This window comes from Thermodesulfovibrionales bacterium (genome assembly GCA_026417875.1).
GTDB lineage: Bacteria > Nitrospirota > Thermodesulfovibrionia > Thermodesulfovibrionales > CALJEL01 > CALJEL01.
This window is the reverse complement of the sequence record JAOACK010000028.1, coordinates 1-21297: the sequence shown is the minus strand read 5'-3', so window position 1 is coordinate 21297 and position 21297 is coordinate 1. Positions and strand designations below refer to the sequence as shown.

Genomic DNA, 21297 nt, shown 5'->3' with positions numbered 1-21297 from the left:
GGTGAGTACAGGGTTGGGAGCTGTCTGACCAAGTCCGCATAGAGAGGCTGCAATTATATCCTGGGACAGATCCTCAAGAAGCTCTATATCTCCATCTCTACCCTTTCCCTCTGTTATATCTGTCAGGAGGTCAAGCATTACCTTTGTGCCTATTCTGCAGGGCGTACATTTTCCACAGGACTCATCAGTTGTGAATTCAAGAAAGAATTTTGCCACACTAACCATGCAGTTAAGGTCATCCATAACAACCATTCCACCTGAACCCACTATTGCTCCTGTCTGGACTATATCCTCATAGGTAACCGGTGTATCAAGAAGGGATTCAGGGATACAACCTCCTGATGGTCCTCCGAGCTGAACTGCCTTGAATTTTCTCCCTTTCTTTATTCCACCACCGATGTCATAAATAATAGTCCTTAGTGGTATACCCATAGGAACTTCTATAAGACCTACATTGTTTATAGCACCGGTGAGGGCGAACACCTTTGTTCCTGTAGATTTTTCTGTACCAAGACTCTTGAACCACTCTCCTCCATTAAGTATTATTGGTGGTATATTTGCAAAGGTCTCCACATTATTGAGTACAGATGGTTTATCCCAGAGACCCTTGTGAACAGGAAATGGTGGTCTTGGTCTGGGCATGCCGCGCTTTCCTTCAATTGATCGCATAAGCGCAGTCTCCTCACCACATACAAAAGCACCTGCACCCTGATAGATCTCTATATCAAGACTGTAACCACTTCCAAGGATATCTTCTCCAAGAAGCCCCCTTTCCTTTGCCTGTTCAATAGCTATCTGTAGCCTTCTTACAGCAAGAGGATATTCTGCCCTCACATAGATATATCCCTTTGTTGCTCCTATTGCCTTTCCAGCTATTATCATTCCCTCTAAGACAGAATGGGGATCACCTTCCATGATGGACCGATCCATGAAGGCACCCGGGTCACCTTCATCACCGTTACAGAGAATGAATTTTACATCTGATTTTACCTTGCTGCAGAGCTCCCATTTAAGACCGGTGGGGAATCCTGCTCCACCCCTTCCTCTCAAACCCGATATCTTCACTTCCTTTATAATCTGCTCAGGTGTCATTTCAAGAAGTGCCTTTGCAGCAGCCATATATCCATCCCTTGCTATGTAATCTTCTATTCTTTCAGGATCTATAAGACCCTTATTTCTTAAGGCCCTAAGCACCTGGTGTTTAAAGAAGGGTATCTCATTCATTACAGGTATGGCATGCTTTTTAACTGGCTCCTTGTACATGAGTCTTTCAACAGGTCTTCCCTTGATGAAGTGTTCCTGGACTATGAGCTTTGCATCTTCTGGTTTGAGCTTCTCATAAAATATATCATCAGGATAGACAATGGCTATAGGACCCTCTGCACAGAAACCATTGCATCCAGTAAGAACTATACTTATTTCATCTGAAAGATTGTTTGCAGCAAGCTCTCGTTCAAGGGCCTCCTTTACCTTCAGGCTGCCTCCTGCTATACAGCCAGTGCCTCCACATAGCATAAAGGTTATCCTCGGTCTTTTTTCCATCTTTAAGCCTCCTTAAAAAACGTAATCCGTAACTGGTAATCAGTGATAATTTAAACTCATTACGGATTACTAAATCACTTTAGCTTAATAGGCTGTCTCACTTCCAACAACAAGGGCATATTCTTCGACAGGTTTTCCCTCAAGAATATGCTCCCTGAATATCCTTTTAATTTTGTCTCTGTTAAGAAAGACATACTTAACAGGTGCCTGTCCAACAACCTCAACGGTTGCCATGGGCTCTTTTGCGCATAAACCAGCACAGCCAGATGTTGTAACCATCACATCTGTAACATTTGCATTATTCATCTCCTCAAGGAGGGCATCCATAACATCCCTTGCTCCAGCAGCAAGGCCACAGGTTCCCATATGAACTGTAACCTTTGCCCTGAATTTTCCTTCTCTTAACGAAAAGGTTGCCCTTTCCTGTTCCTTTATCCTTTTAAGGTCCTCAACTGTGAATTTGGGCATCTTTGCCTCCTCAGTGCTTAGTATAATGGGCTAATATTTCATCCACCTTTGCCTGTGTAACATCTCCAAAGGTATCTTTATCCACAACAACCACTGGAGCAAGGCCACAGGCACCAAGACATCTGACACTCTCAAGAGAGAACGCCCTGTCCTTCGTAACCTCTCCGACCTCTACATGAAGCTTCTCCTTGAACTTCTTCAGCACTTCCTCAGCACCCTTAACATAACAGGCTGTTCCAAGGCATACCCTTATATTGTGTCTACCTTTTGGTTGCATCGAAAAGAAGGAATAAAAGGAAACCACTCCGTGAACCTCGCTTACAGGAATATTTAATCCTTTTGCAATGTATCTCTGCACTGCAGGTGGCAGATAGCCTATTGCCTCCTGGGCCTCCTGAAGAACAGGTATGAGGCTTCCTGGTTTATTTTTGTACTTCTTTATAATGCCATCAAGCCTCTGGGCAATAAATTCTATGGTCTCTTCCTGAGGAATCTCTTTTACAATAGACTTTTTTGCATCTATTGCCCTCATGGTTACATCAAGGAGAAGGGCTGGTGAGAAAGGTTTTGGAAGATAATCGAGTATCTTGAGGCTCAGGGTTTCTTTCAGACTTTCCTGGGAAGGATAACCCGTAATAACCACCACACCTATGTCAGGTCTTATCTCCCTTATATGTCTGATGAACTCCACTCCATCCATCTCCGGCATCCTCAGGTCTGTTATAACAAGATCTATAGAATCCTTCTTGAGAAGTTCAAGGGCATCCTTCGCCTTCTGAGCTGTAAGGACATGAAATCCAGCCGGGGAAAGTGTTTTTTCACAGCTTTTTAGAACAATTGGTTCATCATCCACTATTAGTATGTTAGCCTTCATATACTAAGAACCTCCTTAGAACTATTACTTTAGATCATATAACAATGCGAGATTATAATACTTTACCATCCCTCCGGGCAAGCCCTATTCCAACCTTTCTGCAACTCAAAATCCAGAGCATCCAGCCCTGGGAGATTTCCTCTAAGACTTCACTTAACTTCATTTGACTTACTGTTAACTCACTTAACACTACTTACACTGAAATCTAGTATATGACAACTGAAGCCTGCAAAAGCACTTCTTTATAATAACCTTTAAGCCCTCCGGTAATTCAAGATAGAGTGCTGGCTGACAGAAACCAGTATTTCCATCTATATTCACATCCGGTAGTTTGCACTTGGAGGTCTTACACGAAGAGCTAAATTTAAAAAAATTTTTCAATCCTACAACCCGATGTTTTTACCCGCAAGTTATTCATTACATATGTAATTTATCTTTATGCTACGGAATGTTTCAAAATATTTAACTTAAGTTAATCTAAATTTATAATTTGAAGTTGACAAGCTTCATATCATTAGGTATAAATATAATATGAAATAAAAAGATGGCTTTATCATCTGTCTCTTTTTTATCATGAATTTTATGATTGATAACTCAAGCATGAAGGACAATAAGCCTGAGTCTATTTTCATCAACCTGTCCGAGCTTCCTGCTGGATGACACCAGATTAAAAATTTTTAGCAAAATTTAATTAAAAAGCCTTAGAAAAATTTAACAACATAAAATCTTGAACGACTTAATTAAGAAAGGAGGTGAGAAAAGGAAGCATTGAGAGATTTAAAAATGTGAGTTTAAAAAACATCTAAGGAGGAGGATTATGAAAAGGCTATTGATTCTTATTCTGGCAATTGTTATTGCATTACCTCTTACTGTTTATGGTCAGAAGGCAAAATCCATTGACGAGCTTGCAAAACTCTATGATGTGAGCAGCTGCAAGAAATGCCACCCAAAGGAGTATGAGGAATGGGAAAAGTCCTATCATGCCACCTCTCTTGTGGGATCTCCAAGGACGATGGCTACACTTGCAAGCACAATAAGAGATGGACTAATGAAGGAGTGGACCTATTCAGGTGTCAAAGATATTAAAGATATCAAGGTTGAGCATATGCTCAGCTGCCTTAAATGTCATTTGCCACAGATCAAGGATGCCACTGATGAGGTGGCTCAGGAGATAGCCAAGGCAGCACTTGATGGAGCAGCAGGAGATGAAGAGGCACAGAAAAAACTTAAAAAACTAGGCATAAACTGTCTCATCTGTCATAACAGAAATGCCTTAATCCACAAATGGACTGATGGTGAGCCTGAACGGGATGTAATCTATGGTAATAAAGAAGGTGCCCATCCAGACACAAAATATACAAAACTGAAAAAGAGCCCTATAATGACAGAATCCATTTTATGCGGGCAGTGCCACGGCCTTGGACCGAATTTTGAACTTACAGAGCCCACACAGTGTGCAACACTTTATGGAAGTTATCTACATGCCTATATACCTTCAGGCGGCTTCAAAACCTGTCAGGAATGTCATATGAAAGAGAATAAAAAAGGCCATTTCATGCCAGCCTACAGGGATCCTGATCAGGCAAAAAGCGCTGTTAATGTAGAGGTTGAGGCAAGGGGCTATTATTTCCTTCCAAGGGCAGGAGATTCTATACCGACGGCTTATGTTACTGTAAAACTTTCAAGCAATGCAGGTCACAGGGTACCTGATGGTTGACCATCTCCAAACAGGCTGGTCCTGGATGTGACCGCTAAGACAAAGGATGGTAATGTAATATTCAATACCTCAAAAATTTATACACCCCAGTCTCCCGCAAAGGGAAGGGGAGATAAAATGGTTTACGGTCCTTTCAGAAAATCAGGTATTCTTGCAGATACTTCACTCCAGCCAGGTCAGACAAGGGTGGAGACTTTTGAGATAAAATTTCCCTATGAGGATGTAGAAAAAGATGGCAAAAAGGTAAGAGAAGTAAAGGCAAAGGAGATGGATGTTACTGTTCAGCTCTGGTATTTACCTGCTGGAGGAGATCACAAGAAAGGTGTTGTCGGAAAAGACCAGTATCTCTTCTTTGAAACCACAAAGACAGTTTCAGTAAAATAAATTTTGAGGGAGGTAGAAGTATCTACCTCCCGTTTTTAATTCTTCATACTTTAATTTCCGTTATGAAAAATGTTCTTAAAAAAGAACTCAAATTCCTCAGGGAGCTCTGGTCAGGCTTCAGACAAGCACGGGTCCTTTTTACAGCAAATAATTTTAGAGTTTTTGACCATCTCAAAAATCCTCTCTCTGCAAAAGACCTTTCAGAAAAAATTGGCACATCCCCAAGGGCTACAGAGATACTTCTTGATTGCCTGACAGGAATGGGACTGCTAAAGAAACAGGGTAGCAGATACCAGAATAAAGACATCGCCTCAAGATTTCTTGTATCCACGAGCCCTTACTATCAGGGTAATATTATCAGACATGGAGAGACACTCTGGAAAAACTGGTCAGGTCTTGATCAAGTTCTAAGGACAGGGAAACCCTTCAGGGCCTTTAGAGACCATGAATCCTTCATCCTTGGTATGCATGATATTGCAAAGCTAAGGGTAAGGGATGTAATGAGAGCAATTAATCTAAGAGGCGTTAAAAAGATACTTGACCTAGGAGGCGGTCCAGGCACATATTCAATGGAATTTGCAAAAAGGGATATGGATGTAACCCTTATGGATTATCCTGAAACAGTGAAAATAGCAAGGGAATTGATTAAAAAAGACGGCATAAAGATAAATTTTATTGAAGGAGATTTTATGGTTGATCCTATCGGCAATGATTATGATCTTATATTTATAAGTCAGGTACTACATGCTTATTCGGAGAAAAAGAATATTCAATTACTGAAAAAATGTAGAAATAGCCTGAACATAGCAGGCAGGATCGTAATACAGGAATTTTTTATCTCCCCTGACCATACCTCGCCCCTAAGCAGTGCACTTTTTTCTGTAAATATGCTTGTGAACACAGAAGGTGGTAGAACTTATTCTCCTGTAGAAATAATCAGATGGCTTGGAAATTCGGGTTTTAAGAGATTCAGAACGAATAGGCTTGAGGATACAGTGATAATAGAGGCGGTAGCTTCTTGATTTCCTCTTTACCTTATGGTAAAAATAAATAATGAAAATCTGCCTCAGCTTTGAAGGCAAGAATGTAAAGATTGTAGAGGCTGTTAAAAGACCTCAAGGTATATTCATTCAAAAGACACTGACCATACCTGTTGATGGACTTGACTCCTATCTTGCTACAACAAAACATAAGAATTTTATTTTAACAGCAGATTTCAGAGAACTTTTTCAGGATTTTCTGAGCCTTCCACCTGTAAAGGGTCCTGATCTTACAAGACTCCTCCAGAATGAAATGAAAAGACTTTATCCTGATTCTGTCTGGATTTATAGTGACCTCGGAGAAAAGGTAGTTGAGAACAAAAGAATAAGAGCCCTCTCTATACTCAGGAGCCGGAGACAGGAGGTTGAGGAGCTAATCAATAAATTTCTCCTTCATGGCAAGAACATCGAGGCAATTTATGCTTCACCATCATGTATAGCCTCCTTCATTCAGAGGTCTGAAAAACCTGTACTCTGCCTTTTTGAAAGCGATGAAAAAAATATCTTCCTTCTCAAGGATGGAGCGATTTTATTTACAAGAAAACTCTCAACGTTCCAGAAGGGATTGAATTCTATTGATATTCAGGGAATAGAGATGTCCATTACTCATTGTATACAGAATCTGCGGATTTCACCAGAGGAAATCATCCTTGCAGGAGATTTTAAGGAGCCTCCCATGTCCATAGGTGGAGTTAAGGTTGTTCAATTAAGCGTTCCTGAGACCTTACATTACAAAGGCGCAGATATTAATGAGTATCTCATTCCACTGGGTAGTCTTTATTTAACGCACAGGGATAGCTATATTACAGAAGAATACAGAAGATTCAGATCTCTTAAAAATCTGCTCAGGTACAGCATTATTACCTCCGGACTTCTCTTTATGTTATGTTTGATACCTGTTATAAACAATCTTCTTACAATAAACTCTCTGAAAAAGGACTTCTCCGGACTTTTTACAAAGTACAGGGTATTCAGAACATTTATAGAGTCCTATAACAATACTGTCACAGAGGCCAAAAGACTTCAGCCATTACTTGATTTTCTTAAAAAAGAGCAACGACCTCCTGTATCTCTTGTACTCAGGGAGATATCGGATTATCCCTTTAATGGTGTAGCATTAAAGGCAATAGATCTTACATCACAGGGAGGAGAGATAAACCTCCGTCTCTCCGGAAGGATAGACTCCTCCACCCATAAAGGCATGCTCCTTTCATTCAATAAACTTCTGAATTCAATAAAGGGAAAGGATGACATAACGGTGGAAATTATAAATAAAAGATTCTCCATATCTGATGGTTCTTTTGATATTGATCTGAGGTTCAGCCAGTGATACCCTTTTATAAATATTTAAGGAAGTCTCTCTACTTTCATATTGCATCTGGCTTCATACTCGGCCTTATAGCCGGAGTTCTTGTTTTTACAGACAACTATAAAAAGATCCTCACTCAGTCAATCCTCTCAGTCAGGGCTGAGCTTTCCACCGCTCAATCCATAAGAGAAGAAGACGAATTGCTTAAAAGGAAGATAGAAATTCTGAGGGCTCTCCTACCCGAAGGATACAGGGATAGTGAATCTGAGGTATTCATCCTTGAAAAACTTGATAACGTAAAGAGCCTTTTCCCAACTTCAAAACTTACAGTTACCGAATTCCAGACAGAAGGCGAAATTATCTCAACCATGTTCACCCTCCAGGGTTCTATAGAAAACTGGAGAGAGTTTGTGAATAAAATTGCCCTGCTGGAAAGTCCTGGATTACCCTCTCTTTATATTGACAAATTAATTATCAACTTGCAGGCTGATGGTAGCAATACTTTTCAGATATCCGGAAGGATAAAGGCAGCGAGGTTCAATCCATGAGCAATAAAAAATTTGCTTCATATTATTTCAGTCCCTATATTTTTATACTTTTCTGCCTGATTGTTACGGATGCTCTCAGTCCGGCAATATTTAGAGGCATTGCCTCACAGAGAGAAGTAGATATCGCAGAATTTCCTTTCAGATTTGATTTACCTGAAATTAAAAAAACTTCTGTACCGGAAGCTCTCAGATCACCTATAATGATAGCCAGAAAGGAATTTCCTCAGATAAGTCTTGAGAAACTTGCTCCACACCCGGGTGGTGCTACTGAAATAACACTTTTAATGGTCAGTGAGGACAGGAGAATCGCTATAATCAATGGCATTGTTCTTAAGGAGGGTGACGCTTTTGGTAACGGAAGGATACTCAGGATCGGTCGGGATGGAGTAATTATATCCGAGATGGGCAAACTGAGAGAGATTACTGTACCGCCAAGATAATCAGGTCAATTGGAGCAATCTCCTTTTAAGTTCTATGATCCTGTCTCTTAATTCTGCCGCTCTTTCAAAATCGAGTTCCCTTGCAGCCTTTTTCATCTCTTCCTCAAGTCTCTTTATCTCAGCCTCATTTAGTACCTCTGGCTCTTCCGCTATCTTCAGGGGTTCCTCATAATAGTCTGCATCATAAATAGAACTCATTATATCTTTGATCCTGCTTCTTACAGTCTCTGGTGTTATCTTGTGTCTTTCATTATACTCCTTTTGAATCCTTCTTCTTCTTTCTGTCTCTTCATATGCCCTTTTTATTGAATTCGTTATGCTATCTGCGTAAAGGATTACCTCTCCATTAACATTCCTCGCTGCCCTTCCTGCTGTCTGTATGAGGGCTCGCTCTGATCTGAGAAAACCTTCCCTGTCTGCATCAAGTATAGCCACAAGGGATACTTCAGGTAGATCAAGGCCTTCCCTTAATAAATTCACTCCTATAAGGACATCAAACTTGCCGAGTCTCAGATCCCTCAAAAGAACTATCCTGTCAAGGGTATCAATATCAGAATGCATATACCTTGCCCTTATCCCCAGTTCATTGTAATACTCTGTTAAATCCTCGGCCATTTTCTTTGTGAGTGTTGTTACGAGAACCCTTTCTCCACGCTCAACTCTCTTTCTTATCTCTCCAAGAAGATCCTCAACCTGATTCTTTGCAGGCCTTATTGTCATCTTTGGGTCCATCAGGCCAGTAGGTCTGATTATCTGTTCAGCAATTCTTCCTTCAGATTTATCGAGTTCATAGTCTCCAGGAGTTGCTGAGACATATATAGCCTGATTTACCCGATGTTCAAATTCCTCAAATTTAAGAGGCCTGTTATCAAGAGCGCTCGGAAGTCTGAAGCCATAATCCACCAGTGTCTGTTTTCTTGAACGGTCGCCTTCATACATACCTCCAAGCTGGGGAATTGTTGCGTGGGACTCATCAATTACAATGAGAAAATCCTCTGGGAAATAATCAATAAGAGTATAGGGTGGTTCACCAGGAGCCCTTCCGCTTAAATGCCTTGAGTAATTCTCTATTCCATGACAGTAACCGAATTCCCTGAGCATCTCCATATCAAATCTGGTACGTTGCTCTATCCTCTGGGCTTCAAGCTCCTTACCGAGCTTCTTAAAATATTCAATCCTTTCCCTCAGTTCTGCCTCTATAGCTTCAAGTGCACGCTCCAGTCTCGGTCTCGGGGTAATCCAGTGGCTGTTTGGATAAAGAGCAAGCTTTTCAAGTCTTCTTAACTTTTTACCTGAAAGTGGGTCTATCTCATAAATTGCATCAACATAATCTCCAAAAAATTCAATCCTAACTGCCTTATCAAGGCTGAATGAAGGATAGACCTCTACAACATCTCCCCTAACCCTGAAGCAGCCTCTTTTGAATTCCTCTTCTCTTAAGTAAAGCATCTCTACGAGTCTCCTCAGGATATCATTCCTTTTTGTCCTCATACCCTCTTCAATTATAAGATGCATCTCCCAGTAGTCCTCAGGAGAACCAATGCCATATATACATGACACAGAGGCAACCACTATAACATCCCTTCTCTCAAGCACAGCCCTTGTGGCAGAATGCCTCAGTCTATCGATATCATCATTAATAAGGGCATCTTTTTCAATGTAGGTATCTGTCTCTGGAATATAAGCCTCAGGTTGATAGTAATCATAATAGCTGACAAAGAATTCAACTGCATTTTCAGGAAAAAGCTCCTTGAACTCACCGTAAAGTTGTGATGCAAGGGCCTTATTGTGGGCAATAACAAGGGTCGGTCTCTGAAGCCTTTCAATTACGTTGGCTATGGTAAAGGTCTTACCTGAACCTGTCACTCCGAGAAGTACCTGGTGCCTGTGTCCTTCTTCAATCCATCTGACAAGTTTTTCAATTGCCTGTGGCTGATCACCTGTTGGCTTAAAGTTGCTGACAAGACGGAATTTCATCTGCTTTAACCCACCTTTTTTAAAGGAGAACAGTTGTCTGGCTGGAAATCTTTTTCTTATACCTGATTTGACCTCAGTATGGTAGGCGCGAAGGGGATTGAACCCTTGACCTCTTCCGTGTGAAGGAAGCGCTCTCCCACTGAGCTACGCGCCTTGAATCCATTAAAGTAATAACCAGATTAAAATAATTATACTCCACCTCTATTGTTTCTCTCAAGTGAGATAGTTTAAAATAAATTGTCGGGCCCATAGCTCAGCTGGTAGAGCTACCGGCTCATAACCGGTTGGTCCCAGGTTCGAGTCCTGGTGGGCCCACCATAAGCCTTCGAAAGAAAAAAGGAGAATCTGTGCTGCCCAGGCTTCAAAAACTTATTGAGCTTCAGGAACTTGACCATACTATCCTTCAGAGAACAAAAGAGGTAGAGACAGATATACCAGCAGGTATTTCAGATATTTCCGCTCAATCCGAAAAAATCCAGAAGGAAACTGAAAAAGCCAGGCAAAGACTTGCAGAGCTTGAAAAAAAGAAAAAACAGAAGGAAAGGGAACTGGATGATGTTGAAGAGAAGATTAAAAAACTCAAGGCAAGGACCCCTGAGATAAAGACGAATAAGGAATATCAGGCCCTTCTTAGCGAGATAGAGGGTGCGGAAAAGGAAAAGTTAAAAATTGAGGATGAAATACTTAATCTTATGGAACTTACTGAAGAGGTCAAAATAGAGCTAAGGACACAGGAGGCAGAATTAAAGAAAAAAGAAGCCGAACTTGAAAAAAGAAAGAAAGAACTCCTTTTGCTTAAGGAAGAAAAGGAAAAAAACCTTGATGAACTGAGGCATAAGCGCTCGGTGCTGGTTGGGGAGATAGATCCAGGAGATTACGAGCTTTATATGTCTCTTCTTGAAAAGGGCAAAGGGCTGGCTGTTACAGTTGCAGTAGATTCAATATGCCAGGGCTGTTATCTTAATATACCACCTCAGTTATATGTTGAGATCAAAAAAAATGACAGACTTATTCAGTGTCCTCAATGCAAAAGAATACTTTACTGGAAACCCTCTTCTTAATAAGTTCGGTCAAGTTTGATATGCAGGTTATTTTTATCTCAAACCTGAATTGTTGATGAAAACAGTGAAGATATTCAGCGATGGTGCCTCAAGAGGGAATCCGGGTCCTGCTGGTATTGGTGTTGTCATTGCAGAAGATAAAAAAGAGATAGAGATTTCCAGGCCTATTGGTAGAGCAACAAACAACATAGCAGAGTATATGGCATTGATAGCTGGACTAGAAGCTGCACACAGGTTAAAAGCAGAGGCCGTAGAGATCTACTCAGATTCAGAGCTCCTGGTGAAACAGATAAAGGGTCTCTATAAGGTCAGGGATAAAAAACTGTTAGCTTTATGGCAGAGGGTGAACAGACTTCTTGGTTTGTTTAAGGCTTACACTATAACACATATCCCGAGAGAGGAAAACAGAAAGGCTGATAGCCTTGCCAGGCAGGCATTGAAAGAAAAGCAGTTATAAGCTATAATAATAAACTTATAAGAAAGGATGGCTATGGACGATCACAGATTAAAGGTATTCTGCACAGTAGCTGAGACAAAAAGTTTTTCAAAGGCATCTGAAATCATCCATCTAACCCAGCCTGCTGTCAGCCTTCAGATTCAGGCTCTTGAGGAAATCTATGATACTAAACTTTTTGACAGGTCAAGCTCCACCGTAACTCTCACACCAGCAGGAGAGATACTTTACAGGTATGCAAAACAGATACTGGGTCTTTATGCCCAGGCTGAACGGGAAATAGCAAGTCTTACAGGCCTTATTAAGGGCAGCATCAGGGCAGGTGCAAGTACCACGATAGCAAATTATCTACTTCCGTCTATTATATCTGATTTTAAAAAGATAAATAAAAAAGTAAGATTTCATGTGTTGATAGGAAACACCAAGAGGATAGTTGATCATCTTAATAACGGGATTGTTTATTTCGGGCTTGTTGAGGGAGATGTCTCTAAATATAAATTAAAGGCAGATAGGATATTAAAAGATGAACTTGTGGTTATTGTATCTTCTGACCATCCTTTTTCGGGAAGAAAGAGTGTATCAGTTCATGAACTCGTTAATGAACCATTTATACTCAGGGAGGAGGGTTCTGGCACAAGGCAGGTTATAGAAAAATATTTTTTAAAATTTGGAATATCAGTCTCAGATCTTAATGTTGTAGCTGTCCTGGGTGGAACAGAGGCTATAAAAGAAGCTGTCGAGGATGGAGCAGGGATTTCAATTGTTTCAAAATGGGCTGTAAGAAGAGAGGTCAGCAGAGGTACACTCAGGATGATTCCCTTAAAAGAAGAAAGACTCACAAGAGATTTTTCCCTGATTCATAAAAATCCTGTACTAACCTCCGCAGCAAACGAGTTCGTGGAATATCTTAAAAAATATGAATACGAAAAACTTTTCCAGCGTTCAAAATAGAGCCTTATAAAAGGCCATCAGGTGTTCCTTAAGTCTTCTCTCACCATATCTTTTGGAATTCTCATCCCTTTTAAGCATAAATAGAAAATCACTTGACTGCATGAGAAGGAATTCTCTCAGGGCTGAAGGCTTTCTGAAAGGGCGGGCATTCGATGATTTAAATATTGAAGCTGGTGCTTCTTCAATAGCTCTGTAAATAGCCTTTACGTAGGCTGAATTCTCCTTTGATAACCATGTGCTGTTAAATCCACCTTCACCCCAGCTTGAAGAAACGGGTAAAACCTCTCTGAACCGAGAGTTATTATCTAATACATCCTCGGGTATTATTAGTCTTAATTTATCATTCACTGCAATAAGTTCTATTATTTTTTTCAACCACTCAGGTCCCTCAAACCACCAGTGCCCAAAAAGTTCTGTGTCAAAGGCAAGGACTATAACAGGTCTCTCTGTTAATTCCATTGCCTGAGAGGCCCTTGCTTCAAGTTTTTTAACAAAATCTACTGCATGAAGATTGGCAATATTCAATGCTTTTTCCCTTATATAAGGTTTTTTCTCCTTGCCTCCAATTCTATAATATTTGAGGCCAGTATGGTGTCTTATACCATCCTTCCTGAAGAGCCTCCACTCACTGTCACTTAACTCATAGCAAACATCCTTATAAAAATCGCGATACCATGGATTGCCTGGATAGCCTATGTCCTTTGACCATACAAATCTGCATGTCTCTGCATCTCTTGCAAAAAGAAGTATGCCTTCTGGAGATAAAACAGGTCTGAAAATTCCTTCAGGAGGCACAGGCCTACCAAATACTATGCCATGTGCTTCAAGCACGGTCCAGTCTATGTGCGCCTTTCTAAGCAAGGGGAACAATCCTTCATAATAACCGCATTCAGGAAGCCAGAAACCCTGCAGAGCACCACCCCTTAATTTGATATGTCTTCTGAATATTTCAAGTCCTGTTTTAATCTGAAGCCACACCACATGGGGATAGGAAGAAAAAAGAGGTAAATAGGCATGGGTTGCTGCTGTTGTAATGAGGTCAAGATAACCATTCTTTGCCAGATCCTGAAAGGCTTTTGTTATTTTTCTCCTTCTTAAAAAGTAATCTGTTTCTTCAATCCTTTTTCTGTAAAATTCTACAATCTCATAAAAAACAGTCCTTTTTTTTCTTCTAAGTTCTCTTTTAATTAGGGAATCTAAATTATTAAGGTGTTCTTTTAATCTGTTCATTAAATAGGGATCATCTAACATCTCAAGGAGGGTTGGGCTGAGAGAAAGCACTACCCTGAAGGTCACCTTTCTTTCGGCAAGTTCTTCAAATATTCTGATCAGGGGAATATAAGACTCAATAACTGCCTCAAAAAACCATGTCTCTTCTACAGGCTCTTTTATTTGGCATTCTCTTAAAAAAGGAAGATGACTGTGGAGAAGAAGTAAGATACTGACTCTTTTTTCTTGATACAACCCCTACCTCATAGCTCAATGAATGTATATTCTGCCAGAACCGTCTTTGACCTCACCGATAACAGAAAAAAAGACACCTGAACCTTCAATAAGTGAGAGATTTTCTGGAGCCACTGAAAAAAGCAGCCCTCCTGAGGTCTGGGGATCTGAAAGCACAAGAAGATCATCTTCATCGAGTTTTGAAATGATTTTTTCTCTACAGAAATTAAGATTATCATAAGAACCCCTGGGCACAAACCCTGAGCTTATAAGCTCCTTTACAAAGGAAAATTTTGGAATCCTTTCAAAGAAGAGATGGTAGTCCACAGGACTTTGAGAAATCATATTGAGACAGACCCAGAAGCCCGAATCCTGTTATATCAGTACAGGACCTTGCTTTTGCCTTGAGAGCTATATCCCTTGCCTTATCATTAAGCATTAGCATCCATGAGAGGACTTCGCTGAACCATTCTTCAGAAAGCCGCTGTGCTTTTAAAGCAGTTGTCGCAAGACCTGTGCCAAGGGGTTTTGTAAGGCAGAGCAGATCTCCTGGCATGGCACCTTCTTTTCTTAAAATCTCATTCTTTAAAACAATACCTGTAACAGAAAGGCCAAACTTAACCTCTGGATCCTCAACTGTATGACCACCAAGAAGGCTTACTCCTGCAAGTTCAAGCTGGCTGATACAACCCCTTAAGATCTCCTTTATTGTATTCCTATCAAAATCACAGGGATCGTATCCGAGTATGGCAAGAGCTGTAAGGGGTCTACCGCCCATGGCATAGATGTCACTTAAGGAATTTGTAGCACTTATTGCACCAAAGAGAAAGGGATCATCAACAAGAGGAGTAATTATATCCACTGTTTCTACAAAAGCCCACTCACCATTTTTAATCCACTTTTCTTCGAGAATAAAAACTCCTGCATCATCTCCCGGTCCTACAATAACAGAGGGAGATAAATGAAAATCCAGGTCGCTGAGCAAGCCTTCAAGGTCCGACGGACCTATCTTTGCTGCTCAACCAGCTGCTTTTACTTTTTCTGTCAGCCTCATAAATTCTCCGAGCTCATAAACTGGCAGGCTAAATTTAATTATCTATGCTCTGTAATGCGAGAGGGGGGAGTTGAACCCCCACGGGTTACCCCACTGGATCCTAAGTCCAGCGCGTCTGCCAGTTCCGCCACTCTCGCTTAGATTATTATACCTTAGCTCAAACTGAAAGTCGCAATTTAAAATGACCATACAAAAAATGATAAAATAGTTTGTGGAAAAATTCAAAAATCCAAAAGCAGAAATACTAAGGTTAAAAACCTTCTACAGGAGACTAATCCTTTTTGGCAGGATTAAGATCCCTCGTGATTCAGCCAGAAATCTGCTCGGTCCTGATTGCGCCTTCCACCTCTACAGAACAGAAAGCAGGAAAGGTAATAAAGTAGAGAGTGAATGAATCCGGCTAAATGATTTTTACTACCCCGACCTATAAAGGTCCTTGCTTTTATATCCCTAAAGATTTAAGAAAATCAGAAAGTTTATTTCTGTCCTCTGGATTCATGTTAATAAACTCTATTCCTGTATCATAAAGATCTTTATTTTTTTCATTCTGATTACAGGAAGCTATCCGTCCTGTTACTTCAATCTTCAGACCGCCTGGAATGATAATCTCCATTGGAAATACCCTGTTAATCTCGAAGGCCTCTTGAAGCTCTATGAGCATCCCGCCAAGGCTTATTATCTTTACTTTATAGTTACGTGGATAATCAACAATTACACCCTCAAGGGACTTTACCTTGAATCTGAGACCCTCTATCCTGTCTTCAAATTTACTCTCACCCATCCTGTGACGCTCTATAAATTCAATAAGTTTTTGAGCCTTTTCGTTAAAGAGATCTACAAACTTAAGTCCTGCGTGATAAACAGGAATTATATCTCCACGGTTACCCTTAAGACTTCCAACAAGGGATGCCCAAACAACTCTACCTCTGAAATCAAATCTATCGCCTTTGCTTTCAAGTTTAAGTGAATACTCTCTGTTTATCTCCAGTCTTTTTGAGATCTCTATTGCCATACCGCCCAGGCTTATATTTAGTACCTTAGCCTTCTCAGCACAGAGCATCCTTCCACTTATACCCTCAACTGTAATCCTTGGATAACGCCTTCTTTCTTCCAAAGTTCCTTACCTCCTCCGCTTTACATGTTAATTATATCAAAAAAAGACACAAGAGGTTATGTTTTTATTGCCATCCTGAAAAGATATGGTAAAATACAAGAGGTTTTTCAATAAAGTTGAAAAAAGGGAGGTGCCAGACTTGCCTGATAAATATAATCACCGGGATATAGAACCAAAGTGGCAAAAAATCTGGAAAGAAAGAGATATTTTTAAAACAAAAACAGACCTGAGGAGGAAGAAATTTTACTGTCTTGAGATGTTTCCCTATCCATCAGGAAAGATTCATATGGGTCATGTGAGAAATTATGCAATAGGTGATGTAATCGCAAGATACATGAGGATGAATGGTTACAATGTACTTCATCCCATGGGATGGGATGCCTTCGGGCTTCCTGCAGAAAATGCTGCAATAAAACATGGAGTGCATCCTGCAAAGTGGACCTATGAAAACATTGAATACATGAAAAACCAGCTTGAAAAACTCGGTCTCAGCTATGACTGGCAGAGGGAACTTGCCACATGCCATCCAGAGTATTATAAGTGGAATCAGTGGTTCTTTCTTAAGCTCTATGAAAGAGGACTTGCCTACAGAAAAGCATCTTTTGTTAACTGGTGTCCTTCCTGCGAGACAGTGCTTGCCAATGAACAGGTTATTGATGGTAAGTGCTGGAGATGTGACTCACAGGTCATCCAGAAAGAGCTCGAGCAGTGGTTTTTTAAAATCACTGCCTATGCTGAAGAGCTGCTTAAGGACCTTGATTCACTGAAGGGATGGCCAGAAAGGGTTATCACCATGCAAAAGAACTGGATTGGCAGGAGCGAGGGTGCTGAGGTCAGATTCAGGATTGATGGGGTAAATGAAGATATTCTCATATTCACAACAAGGCCTGATACATTGTGGGGATGCACCTTTGTATGCCTTGCTCCCAATCATCCATTAAGTGAAAGGCTTGTAAATAAAAAAGAGATTCTCCAGGAACTTAAGTCATATTATGGAGATCCTTTAATTAAGCCCGGCTATTTTACAGGATACTATGCAATAAATCCTGTAAATGGCAGAAAGGTACCTGTTTATGTAGCAAACTTTGTTCTCATGGAATACGGCACAGGAGCAATAATGAGTGTTCCTGCCCATGACCAGAGGGATTTTGATTTTGCAAAGAAGTATAATCTTCCTATCGAGATTGTAATTGTGCCAGATAAAGATAGAATCCCTCAAGTACTTGAATCTGCTTATGAAGATGAGGGTTATCTTATTAACTCGGGTATATTTTCTGGACTTCCTTCTCAAAAGGCAAGAGAAGAGATAATAAAATACCTTGAAGAAAAAGGTATAGGTTCAAGAAAGATAAATTACAGACTAAGAGACTGGGGTATTTCAAGACAGCGCTACTGGGGCACACCCATACCCATTATTTACTGTGACAGATGCGGAATAGTACCGGTCCCTGAAAAGGACCTTCCTGTTATCCTTCCTGAAGATGTGAAATTTACTGGTAGAGGTGGTTCTCCTCTTCTTGAATCAGAAGAATTTTTAAAGACAAAATGCCCTGTTTGCAATTCTATGGCACGCAGGGAAACAGATACCATGGACACCTTTGTTGATTCCTCCTGGTATTTCCTTGCTTACTGTCTTTTAGAAAATGGCAGGAAGCTGGATTTCCTTTCTGACCTTGAGCCTTTATCCTACTGGATGCCAGTTGATCAATATATTGGTGGTATAGAACATGCAGTTCTCCACCTGCTATATTCGAGATTTTTTACAAAAGTTATGAGAGACCTTGGAATTATTAATTTCAGCGAACCGTTTATCAACCTCCTCACACAGGGTATGGTCTGTATGGAGACCTTAAAGTGTCCCAGCCATGACTGGCTCTTTCCATCAGAGGTAAAAAATGACAGGTGCATCCACTGCGGAAGCCCTGTAGAAAGAGGAAGGGTTGAGAAGATGTCAAAATCTAAAAAAAATATCGTCGATCCCGATGATATGATAGATAAATACGGTGCAGATACAATAAGGCTCTTCAGCCTCTTTGCAGCACCACCAGAAAAAGACCTGGAGTGGTCATCAGCAGGGGTTGAAGGAATATACAGGTTCCTAAACAGACTGTGGAATTTTGTTCATCAGCAAAAAACAGTAATAAAAGATCTTCTTCCAAACACACCACCTTCTTTTGACCATCCACTTCTCAGGCTTACGCACAGGACAATAAAAAGAGTGACTGTGGACATAGAGAAGGAGTTTCATTTCAATACTGCTATTGCCGGACTCATGGAATTTTTAAATGAGCTCCAGGATTATATGTCAGGCAAAACTTCAATCACGGATCAGGATAGATACTCACTCAGGTTTGCTGTAGAAAATTTATTACTTCTAATAAGTCCTTTTGCTCCCCATATAGCTGAGGAACTGTGGTCAGCGATAGGTAATAAATTCTCCATACTTGAACATCCCTGGCCTTCATGGAATGAAGAACTTGCCCGTGAATCTGAGTATGAACTTGTTATACAGATAAACGGCAAATTGAGGTCAAAGATAATGATACCCGAGGGGCTTTCAGACGATCTTATCCGTGAAAGAGCACTTTCAGAACCAAGGATCAGGGAACTCATATCTGACAGTAAGATAAAAAATATAGTGGTGGCAAAGAAGAGACTGGTAAATATAGTTACAGGAGAATAAGTGAGGTCTTTCTCTATTAAGAGTATATTAACACTGTTCTTTTGCTCTTTTTATCTATTGATCTATGGATGCGGCTACAGATTCTATTCAGCATCGCTGTCTGATAATTCAGATTCAGATACACTCCTGGAAAGGACTTGCATAATAAAAGAAATAATTGTAAGAAATAAAACACATCTGCCAGGTCTTGAAGATAGATTGATGCATGTATTGAGCGAGGAACTCCTTAAAAAGGGATGCATTTTAAACAATGATAGGGGCACTTCCATTTATGCTGAGGTAAGGGATTTCAACATGACAGTTCAGGCAGAACGTTCAAATCAGGTACTTATTTATGAAATAATTATGAAAATAGAATTTAATATATCAATGCCGGATGGCAGTGTAATATCCAGAACTCTGAGCTCTCCTTTCATAACGGATTTCAGTAGCGGAGCAAGGATAGAAGATATCCTCCTTGCAAGAGACAGAGAGATAGACAGGACTATAAGAGATATATCAGTGGAGCTCATTGATGAGTATATTTCACTTCTACGAAGAGATTAAAAGAGGTTTAAAGGAGAATTATTTTCTTTACTCTGAACAGGCCTTCATGCTTCAAGAGGCTTATTCTGTCTTTCAGGACCATCTTAAAGAAAAGGGCGAAGTACTAAACTCTCAGGTACTTGATATATCAGAAAGACCCCCTCTCTCCCTGATAATAGAGACATTGACAACACCCGGCTTTTTTGGTAATAAGGGATGGACGATTGTAAAAAATGCTCATCTCTTGAAATTAGAGGACTTTAAAAGCATTGCCCCTGAAATAGGTGACTCAAAAATCCTCTTTCTCTACAATAAAGAATCACCAGAAAAGATAATGGATATAATGAAAGAGATTAAATTCCTTTCTGTCAGTCTCAGGGACCATGAGGTACGACACTGGATAGAGTACAAAGCAAAGAGCATGGGACTTAAGCTATCTGAGGAACTCATTCAGTATATAGAGGAAATTACAGAGGGAAATCCTGCAATAGCAGCAGCAGAGCTTCAAAAGATTGCCATCTCGGGAATAGAAAAACCTTCTCTTGCTGAATTAAAAGAATTAATTTACGGACATTCAGAATATGATGCCTGGGACCTTATTGAGGCCATTAAAAGAAAGGATAGAGCACGGGCACTCTTAATACTCAGAGCCCTCAGGACTTCAAAGAAGGATGATTTAATTATGGTCATTGGGGCCTTAAACAAATTTTATTCAGGCACAAAAGATTATGACACAGCACTGCCGATACTTCACGAAATGGACATCCTGTCAAAGACCAACCGGGAATTCCTTGAGCATCTTTTGCTCAGGCTGCCTGGCCTGTAAGAAGGAGGGTATTAGCCTTTTTTGTAAGCTTTGATATCTTACGTGCTGCAGTATTCTTATGAATTACACCCTTTGCTGCAGCCTTCATTATATATTTAATTGCTATTTTTAGATTCTTTGCTGTCTCCTCTTTATTACTGGCTGCTATGGAAGCCTCAACCTTTTTTACAAGTGTTTTTATTGTACTTTTTACAGCCTTATTACGTGCCTCCCGTTTTTTTGCCTGCCTCGCTCTTTTCATTGCAGACTTATTTCTCTTAGGTTTTTTAGCTGGCATCTACCTTTCCTCCTCTCTCAAAATAAACATTTCTCAATTAAATTATTGATTTATAAAATAGCATAGATTGACTCAAAGTAGCAAGCTCTTTCGGGAAGGTCATAAGTACTAAACTCTAGCTAAATTTCATAAGAGTTGTCACTTTAGAGCAGCAGAGCAGTAGCGCAGTAGAGCAGTAGTTAAATACCTTTTTGGAAATTCCAGAGGAGTTTACTGACTTCTTCTATTAAAGATAGAATTTCAGAAATGTCTGTTCTTATATAACCAAGGTTTTTAGAGAATTCTAAAAGATACTGAGTTTCTGCAAGTCTGCCACGTGCCATATCAATAAAACGAGAAAGTTCTGTTTTTGATCTTCTGCCAAAACCTTCAACTATATTTGTAGCCACTGATAATGATGCTCGCCTGATTTGTGAAGTTAGGCCAAATGTCTCTTTTTTTAGGAAAATCTTCTGTTAGTTTATATATCTTTAAAGCGAGCTCGTTTGCCTTCTGCCAAACAATTAGATTTTTGTATTTAGCCATAGCTAATTATAACGGGGCTGCTGCTCTGCTGGTCTGCTGCTCTACTGCTCTGGCCGTAGGCCACTGTCGCAATCCCTTTTAAATG

General features: G+C 40.2%; 23 protein-coding genes and 3 tRNA genes. 14 read left to right on the top strand and 12 right to left on the bottom strand.

The window, feature by feature from the left end; all coding sequences use genetic code 11:
• The 3 genes from N2257_06495 to nuoE all read right to left on the bottom strand — a co-directional run.
• Positions 1-1542: NAD(P)H-dependent oxidoreductase subunit E (locus tag N2257_06495; GenBank protein ID MCX7794034.1), on the bottom strand; the 1542-nt coding region annotated here is incomplete at its 3' end.
• An 84-nt stretch (positions 1543-1626) separates the two neighbouring features.
• Positions 1627-2010, bottom strand: a complete 384-nt coding sequence (locus N2257_06490) for a (2Fe-2S) ferredoxin domain-containing protein (protein MCX7794033.1) — start codon at positions 2008-2010, stop codon at positions 1627-1629.
• 10 nt (positions 2011-2020) lie between these two features.
• Positions 2021-2884 (bottom strand): NADH-quinone oxidoreductase subunit NuoE, encoded by an 864-nt coding sequence (gene nuoE, locus N2257_06485; protein ID MCX7794032.1) that lies wholly within the window; start codon positions 2882-2884, stop codon positions 2021-2023.
• 817 nt (positions 2885-3701) lie between these two features.
• Here nuoE and extKL point away from each other — a divergent pair.
• From extKL to N2257_06455, 6 genes are all read left to right on the top strand, one after another.
• Positions 3702-4601 carry a multiheme c-type cytochrome ExtKL gene (gene extKL, locus N2257_06480; protein ID MCX7794031.1) on the top strand — a complete coding sequence of 300 codons (900 nt, stop codon included), beginning with the start codon at positions 3702-3704 and terminating at the stop codon, positions 4599-4601.
• A gap of 27 nt (positions 4602-4628) precedes the next feature.
• The gene (locus tag N2257_06475; protein MCX7794030.1) at positions 4629-4985 is read left to right on the top strand and encodes a hypothetical protein; all 357 of its coding nucleotides are present in this window, start codon (positions 4629-4631) and stop codon (positions 4983-4985) included.
• A gap of 62 nt (positions 4986-5047) precedes the next feature.
• Positions 5048-6007: an acetylserotonin O-methyltransferase gene (locus N2257_06470; GenBank protein MCX7794029.1), complete on the top strand. Its 960-nt coding sequence runs from the start codon at positions 5048-5050 to the stop codon at positions 6005-6007.
• Positions 6008-6038: 31 nt separating this feature from the next.
• Complete coding sequence (locus N2257_06465) at positions 6039-7355, top strand: hypothetical protein (protein ID MCX7794028.1); 1317 nt, start codon at positions 6039-6041, stop codon at positions 7353-7355.
• A complete protein-coding gene (locus N2257_06460; GenBank protein MCX7794027.1) occupies positions 7352-7882 on the top strand; it encodes a hypothetical protein in 531 nt (176 codons plus the stop codon). Before N2257_06465 ends, N2257_06460 begins: the two co-directional genes overlap by 4 nt.
• On the top strand, positions 7879-8322 hold the full coding sequence (locus N2257_06455; protein ID MCX7794026.1) for a general secretion pathway protein GspB: 444 nt from the start codon (positions 7879-7881) through the stop codon (positions 8320-8322). Before N2257_06460 ends, N2257_06455 begins: the two co-directional genes overlap by 4 nt.
• Here the strand turns inward: N2257_06455 and uvrB are convergent, their stop codons facing one another.
• A complete protein-coding gene (uvrB, locus tag N2257_06450; protein ID MCX7794025.1) occupies positions 8323-10299 on the bottom strand; it encodes an excinuclease ABC subunit UvrB in 1977 nt (658 codons plus the stop codon). It lies immediately after the preceding gene.
• Between the two features lie 79 nt (positions 10300-10378).
• Positions 10379-10453: transfer RNA gene (locus tag N2257_06445), tRNA-Val, on the bottom strand.
• A gap of 88 nt (positions 10454-10541) precedes the next feature.
• Between N2257_06445 and N2257_06440 the strand changes: the two genes are divergently transcribed.
• From N2257_06440 to N2257_06425, 4 genes are all read left to right on the top strand, one after another.
• Positions 10542-10617 (top strand) — tRNA-Ile (locus N2257_06440).
• Positions 10618-10646: 29 nt separating this feature from the next.
• Positions 10647-11360, top strand: coding sequence for a C4-type zinc ribbon domain-containing protein (locus tag N2257_06435; protein ID MCX7794024.1), 714 nt, complete (start codon positions 10647-10649; stop codon positions 11358-11360).
• A 55-nt stretch (positions 11361-11415) separates the two neighbouring features.
• Entirely contained in the window at positions 11416-11817 is a 402-nt protein-coding gene (locus N2257_06430; GenBank protein ID MCX7794023.1) for a ribonuclease HI family protein, read from the top strand.
• 33 nt (positions 11818-11850) lie between these two features.
• Positions 11851-12765: a selenium metabolism-associated LysR family transcriptional regulator gene (locus tag N2257_06425; GenBank protein MCX7794022.1), complete on the top strand. Its 915-nt coding sequence runs from the start codon at positions 11851-11853 to the stop codon at positions 12763-12765.
• On the opposite strand, the gene N2257_06420 is transcribed toward N2257_06425, so the two are convergent.
• The 4 genes from N2257_06420 to N2257_06405 form a co-directional block, all read right to left on the bottom strand.
• Positions 12757-14229 (bottom strand): DUF1957 domain-containing protein, encoded by a 1473-nt coding sequence (locus tag N2257_06420; protein ID MCX7794021.1) that lies wholly within the window; start codon positions 14227-14229, stop codon positions 12757-12759. The genes N2257_06425 and N2257_06420 overlap by 9 nt on opposite strands.
• Positions 14230-14244: 15 nt before the next feature.
• Complete coding sequence (locus N2257_06415; protein ID MCX7794020.1) at positions 14245-14535, bottom strand: hypothetical protein; 291 nt, start codon at positions 14533-14535, stop codon at positions 14245-14247.
• Positions 14513-15217, bottom strand: coding sequence for a selenide, water dikinase SelD (gene selD / locus N2257_06410; protein MCX7794019.1), 705 nt, complete (start codon positions 15215-15217; stop codon positions 14513-14515). Before selD ends, N2257_06415 begins: the two co-directional genes overlap by 23 nt.
• A gap of 100 nt (positions 15218-15317) precedes the next feature.
• A tRNA-Leu gene (locus N2257_06405) sits at positions 15318-15399 on the bottom strand.
• A gap of 74 nt (positions 15400-15473) precedes the next feature.
• Here N2257_06405 and N2257_06400 point away from each other — a divergent pair.
• On the top strand, positions 15474-15656 hold the full coding sequence (locus N2257_06400) for a hypothetical protein (protein MCX7794018.1): 183 nt from the start codon (positions 15474-15476) through the stop codon (positions 15654-15656).
• Positions 15657-15704: 48 nt separating this feature from the next.
• Here the strand turns inward: N2257_06400 and N2257_06395 are convergent, their stop codons facing one another.
• Positions 15705-16376: a PilZ domain-containing protein gene (locus N2257_06395; GenBank protein MCX7794017.1), complete on the bottom strand. Its 672-nt coding sequence runs from the start codon at positions 16374-16376 to the stop codon at positions 15705-15707.
• A gap of 139 nt (positions 16377-16515) precedes the next feature.
• On the opposite strand from N2257_06395, the gene leuS reads away from it, so the two are divergent.
• Genes leuS through N2257_06380 form a run of 3 tightly spaced genes read left to right on the top strand, consistent with a single transcriptional unit; the run spans position 16516 to position 20410 of the window.
• Positions 16516-19059: a leucine--tRNA ligase gene (leuS, locus tag N2257_06390; protein ID MCX7794016.1), complete on the top strand. Its 2544-nt coding sequence runs from the start codon at positions 16516-16518 to the stop codon at positions 19057-19059.
• A 57-nt stretch (positions 19060-19116) separates the two neighbouring features.
• Complete coding sequence (locus N2257_06385) at positions 19117-19605, top strand: hypothetical protein (protein MCX7794015.1); 489 nt, start codon at positions 19117-19119, stop codon at positions 19603-19605.
• Complete coding sequence (locus tag N2257_06380) at positions 19574-20410, top strand: hypothetical protein (protein MCX7794014.1); 837 nt, start codon at positions 19574-19576, stop codon at positions 20408-20410. Before N2257_06385 ends, N2257_06380 begins: the two co-directional genes overlap by 32 nt.
• On the opposite strand, the gene rpsT is transcribed toward N2257_06380, so the two are convergent.
• Both rpsT and N2257_06370 read right to left on the bottom strand, forming a co-directional pair.
• Positions 20391-20687: a 30S ribosomal protein S20 gene (rpsT, locus tag N2257_06375; protein ID MCX7794013.1), complete on the bottom strand. Its 297-nt coding sequence runs from the start codon at positions 20685-20687 to the stop codon at positions 20391-20393. The two genes, N2257_06380 and rpsT, sit on opposite strands and share 20 nt — an antisense overlap.
• 179 nt (positions 20688-20866) lie before the next feature.
• Entirely contained in the window at positions 20867-21136 is a 270-nt protein-coding gene (locus tag N2257_06370; protein ID MCX7794012.1) for a four helix bundle protein, read from the bottom strand.
• Between the last annotated feature and the right edge of the window lie 161 nt (positions 21137-21297).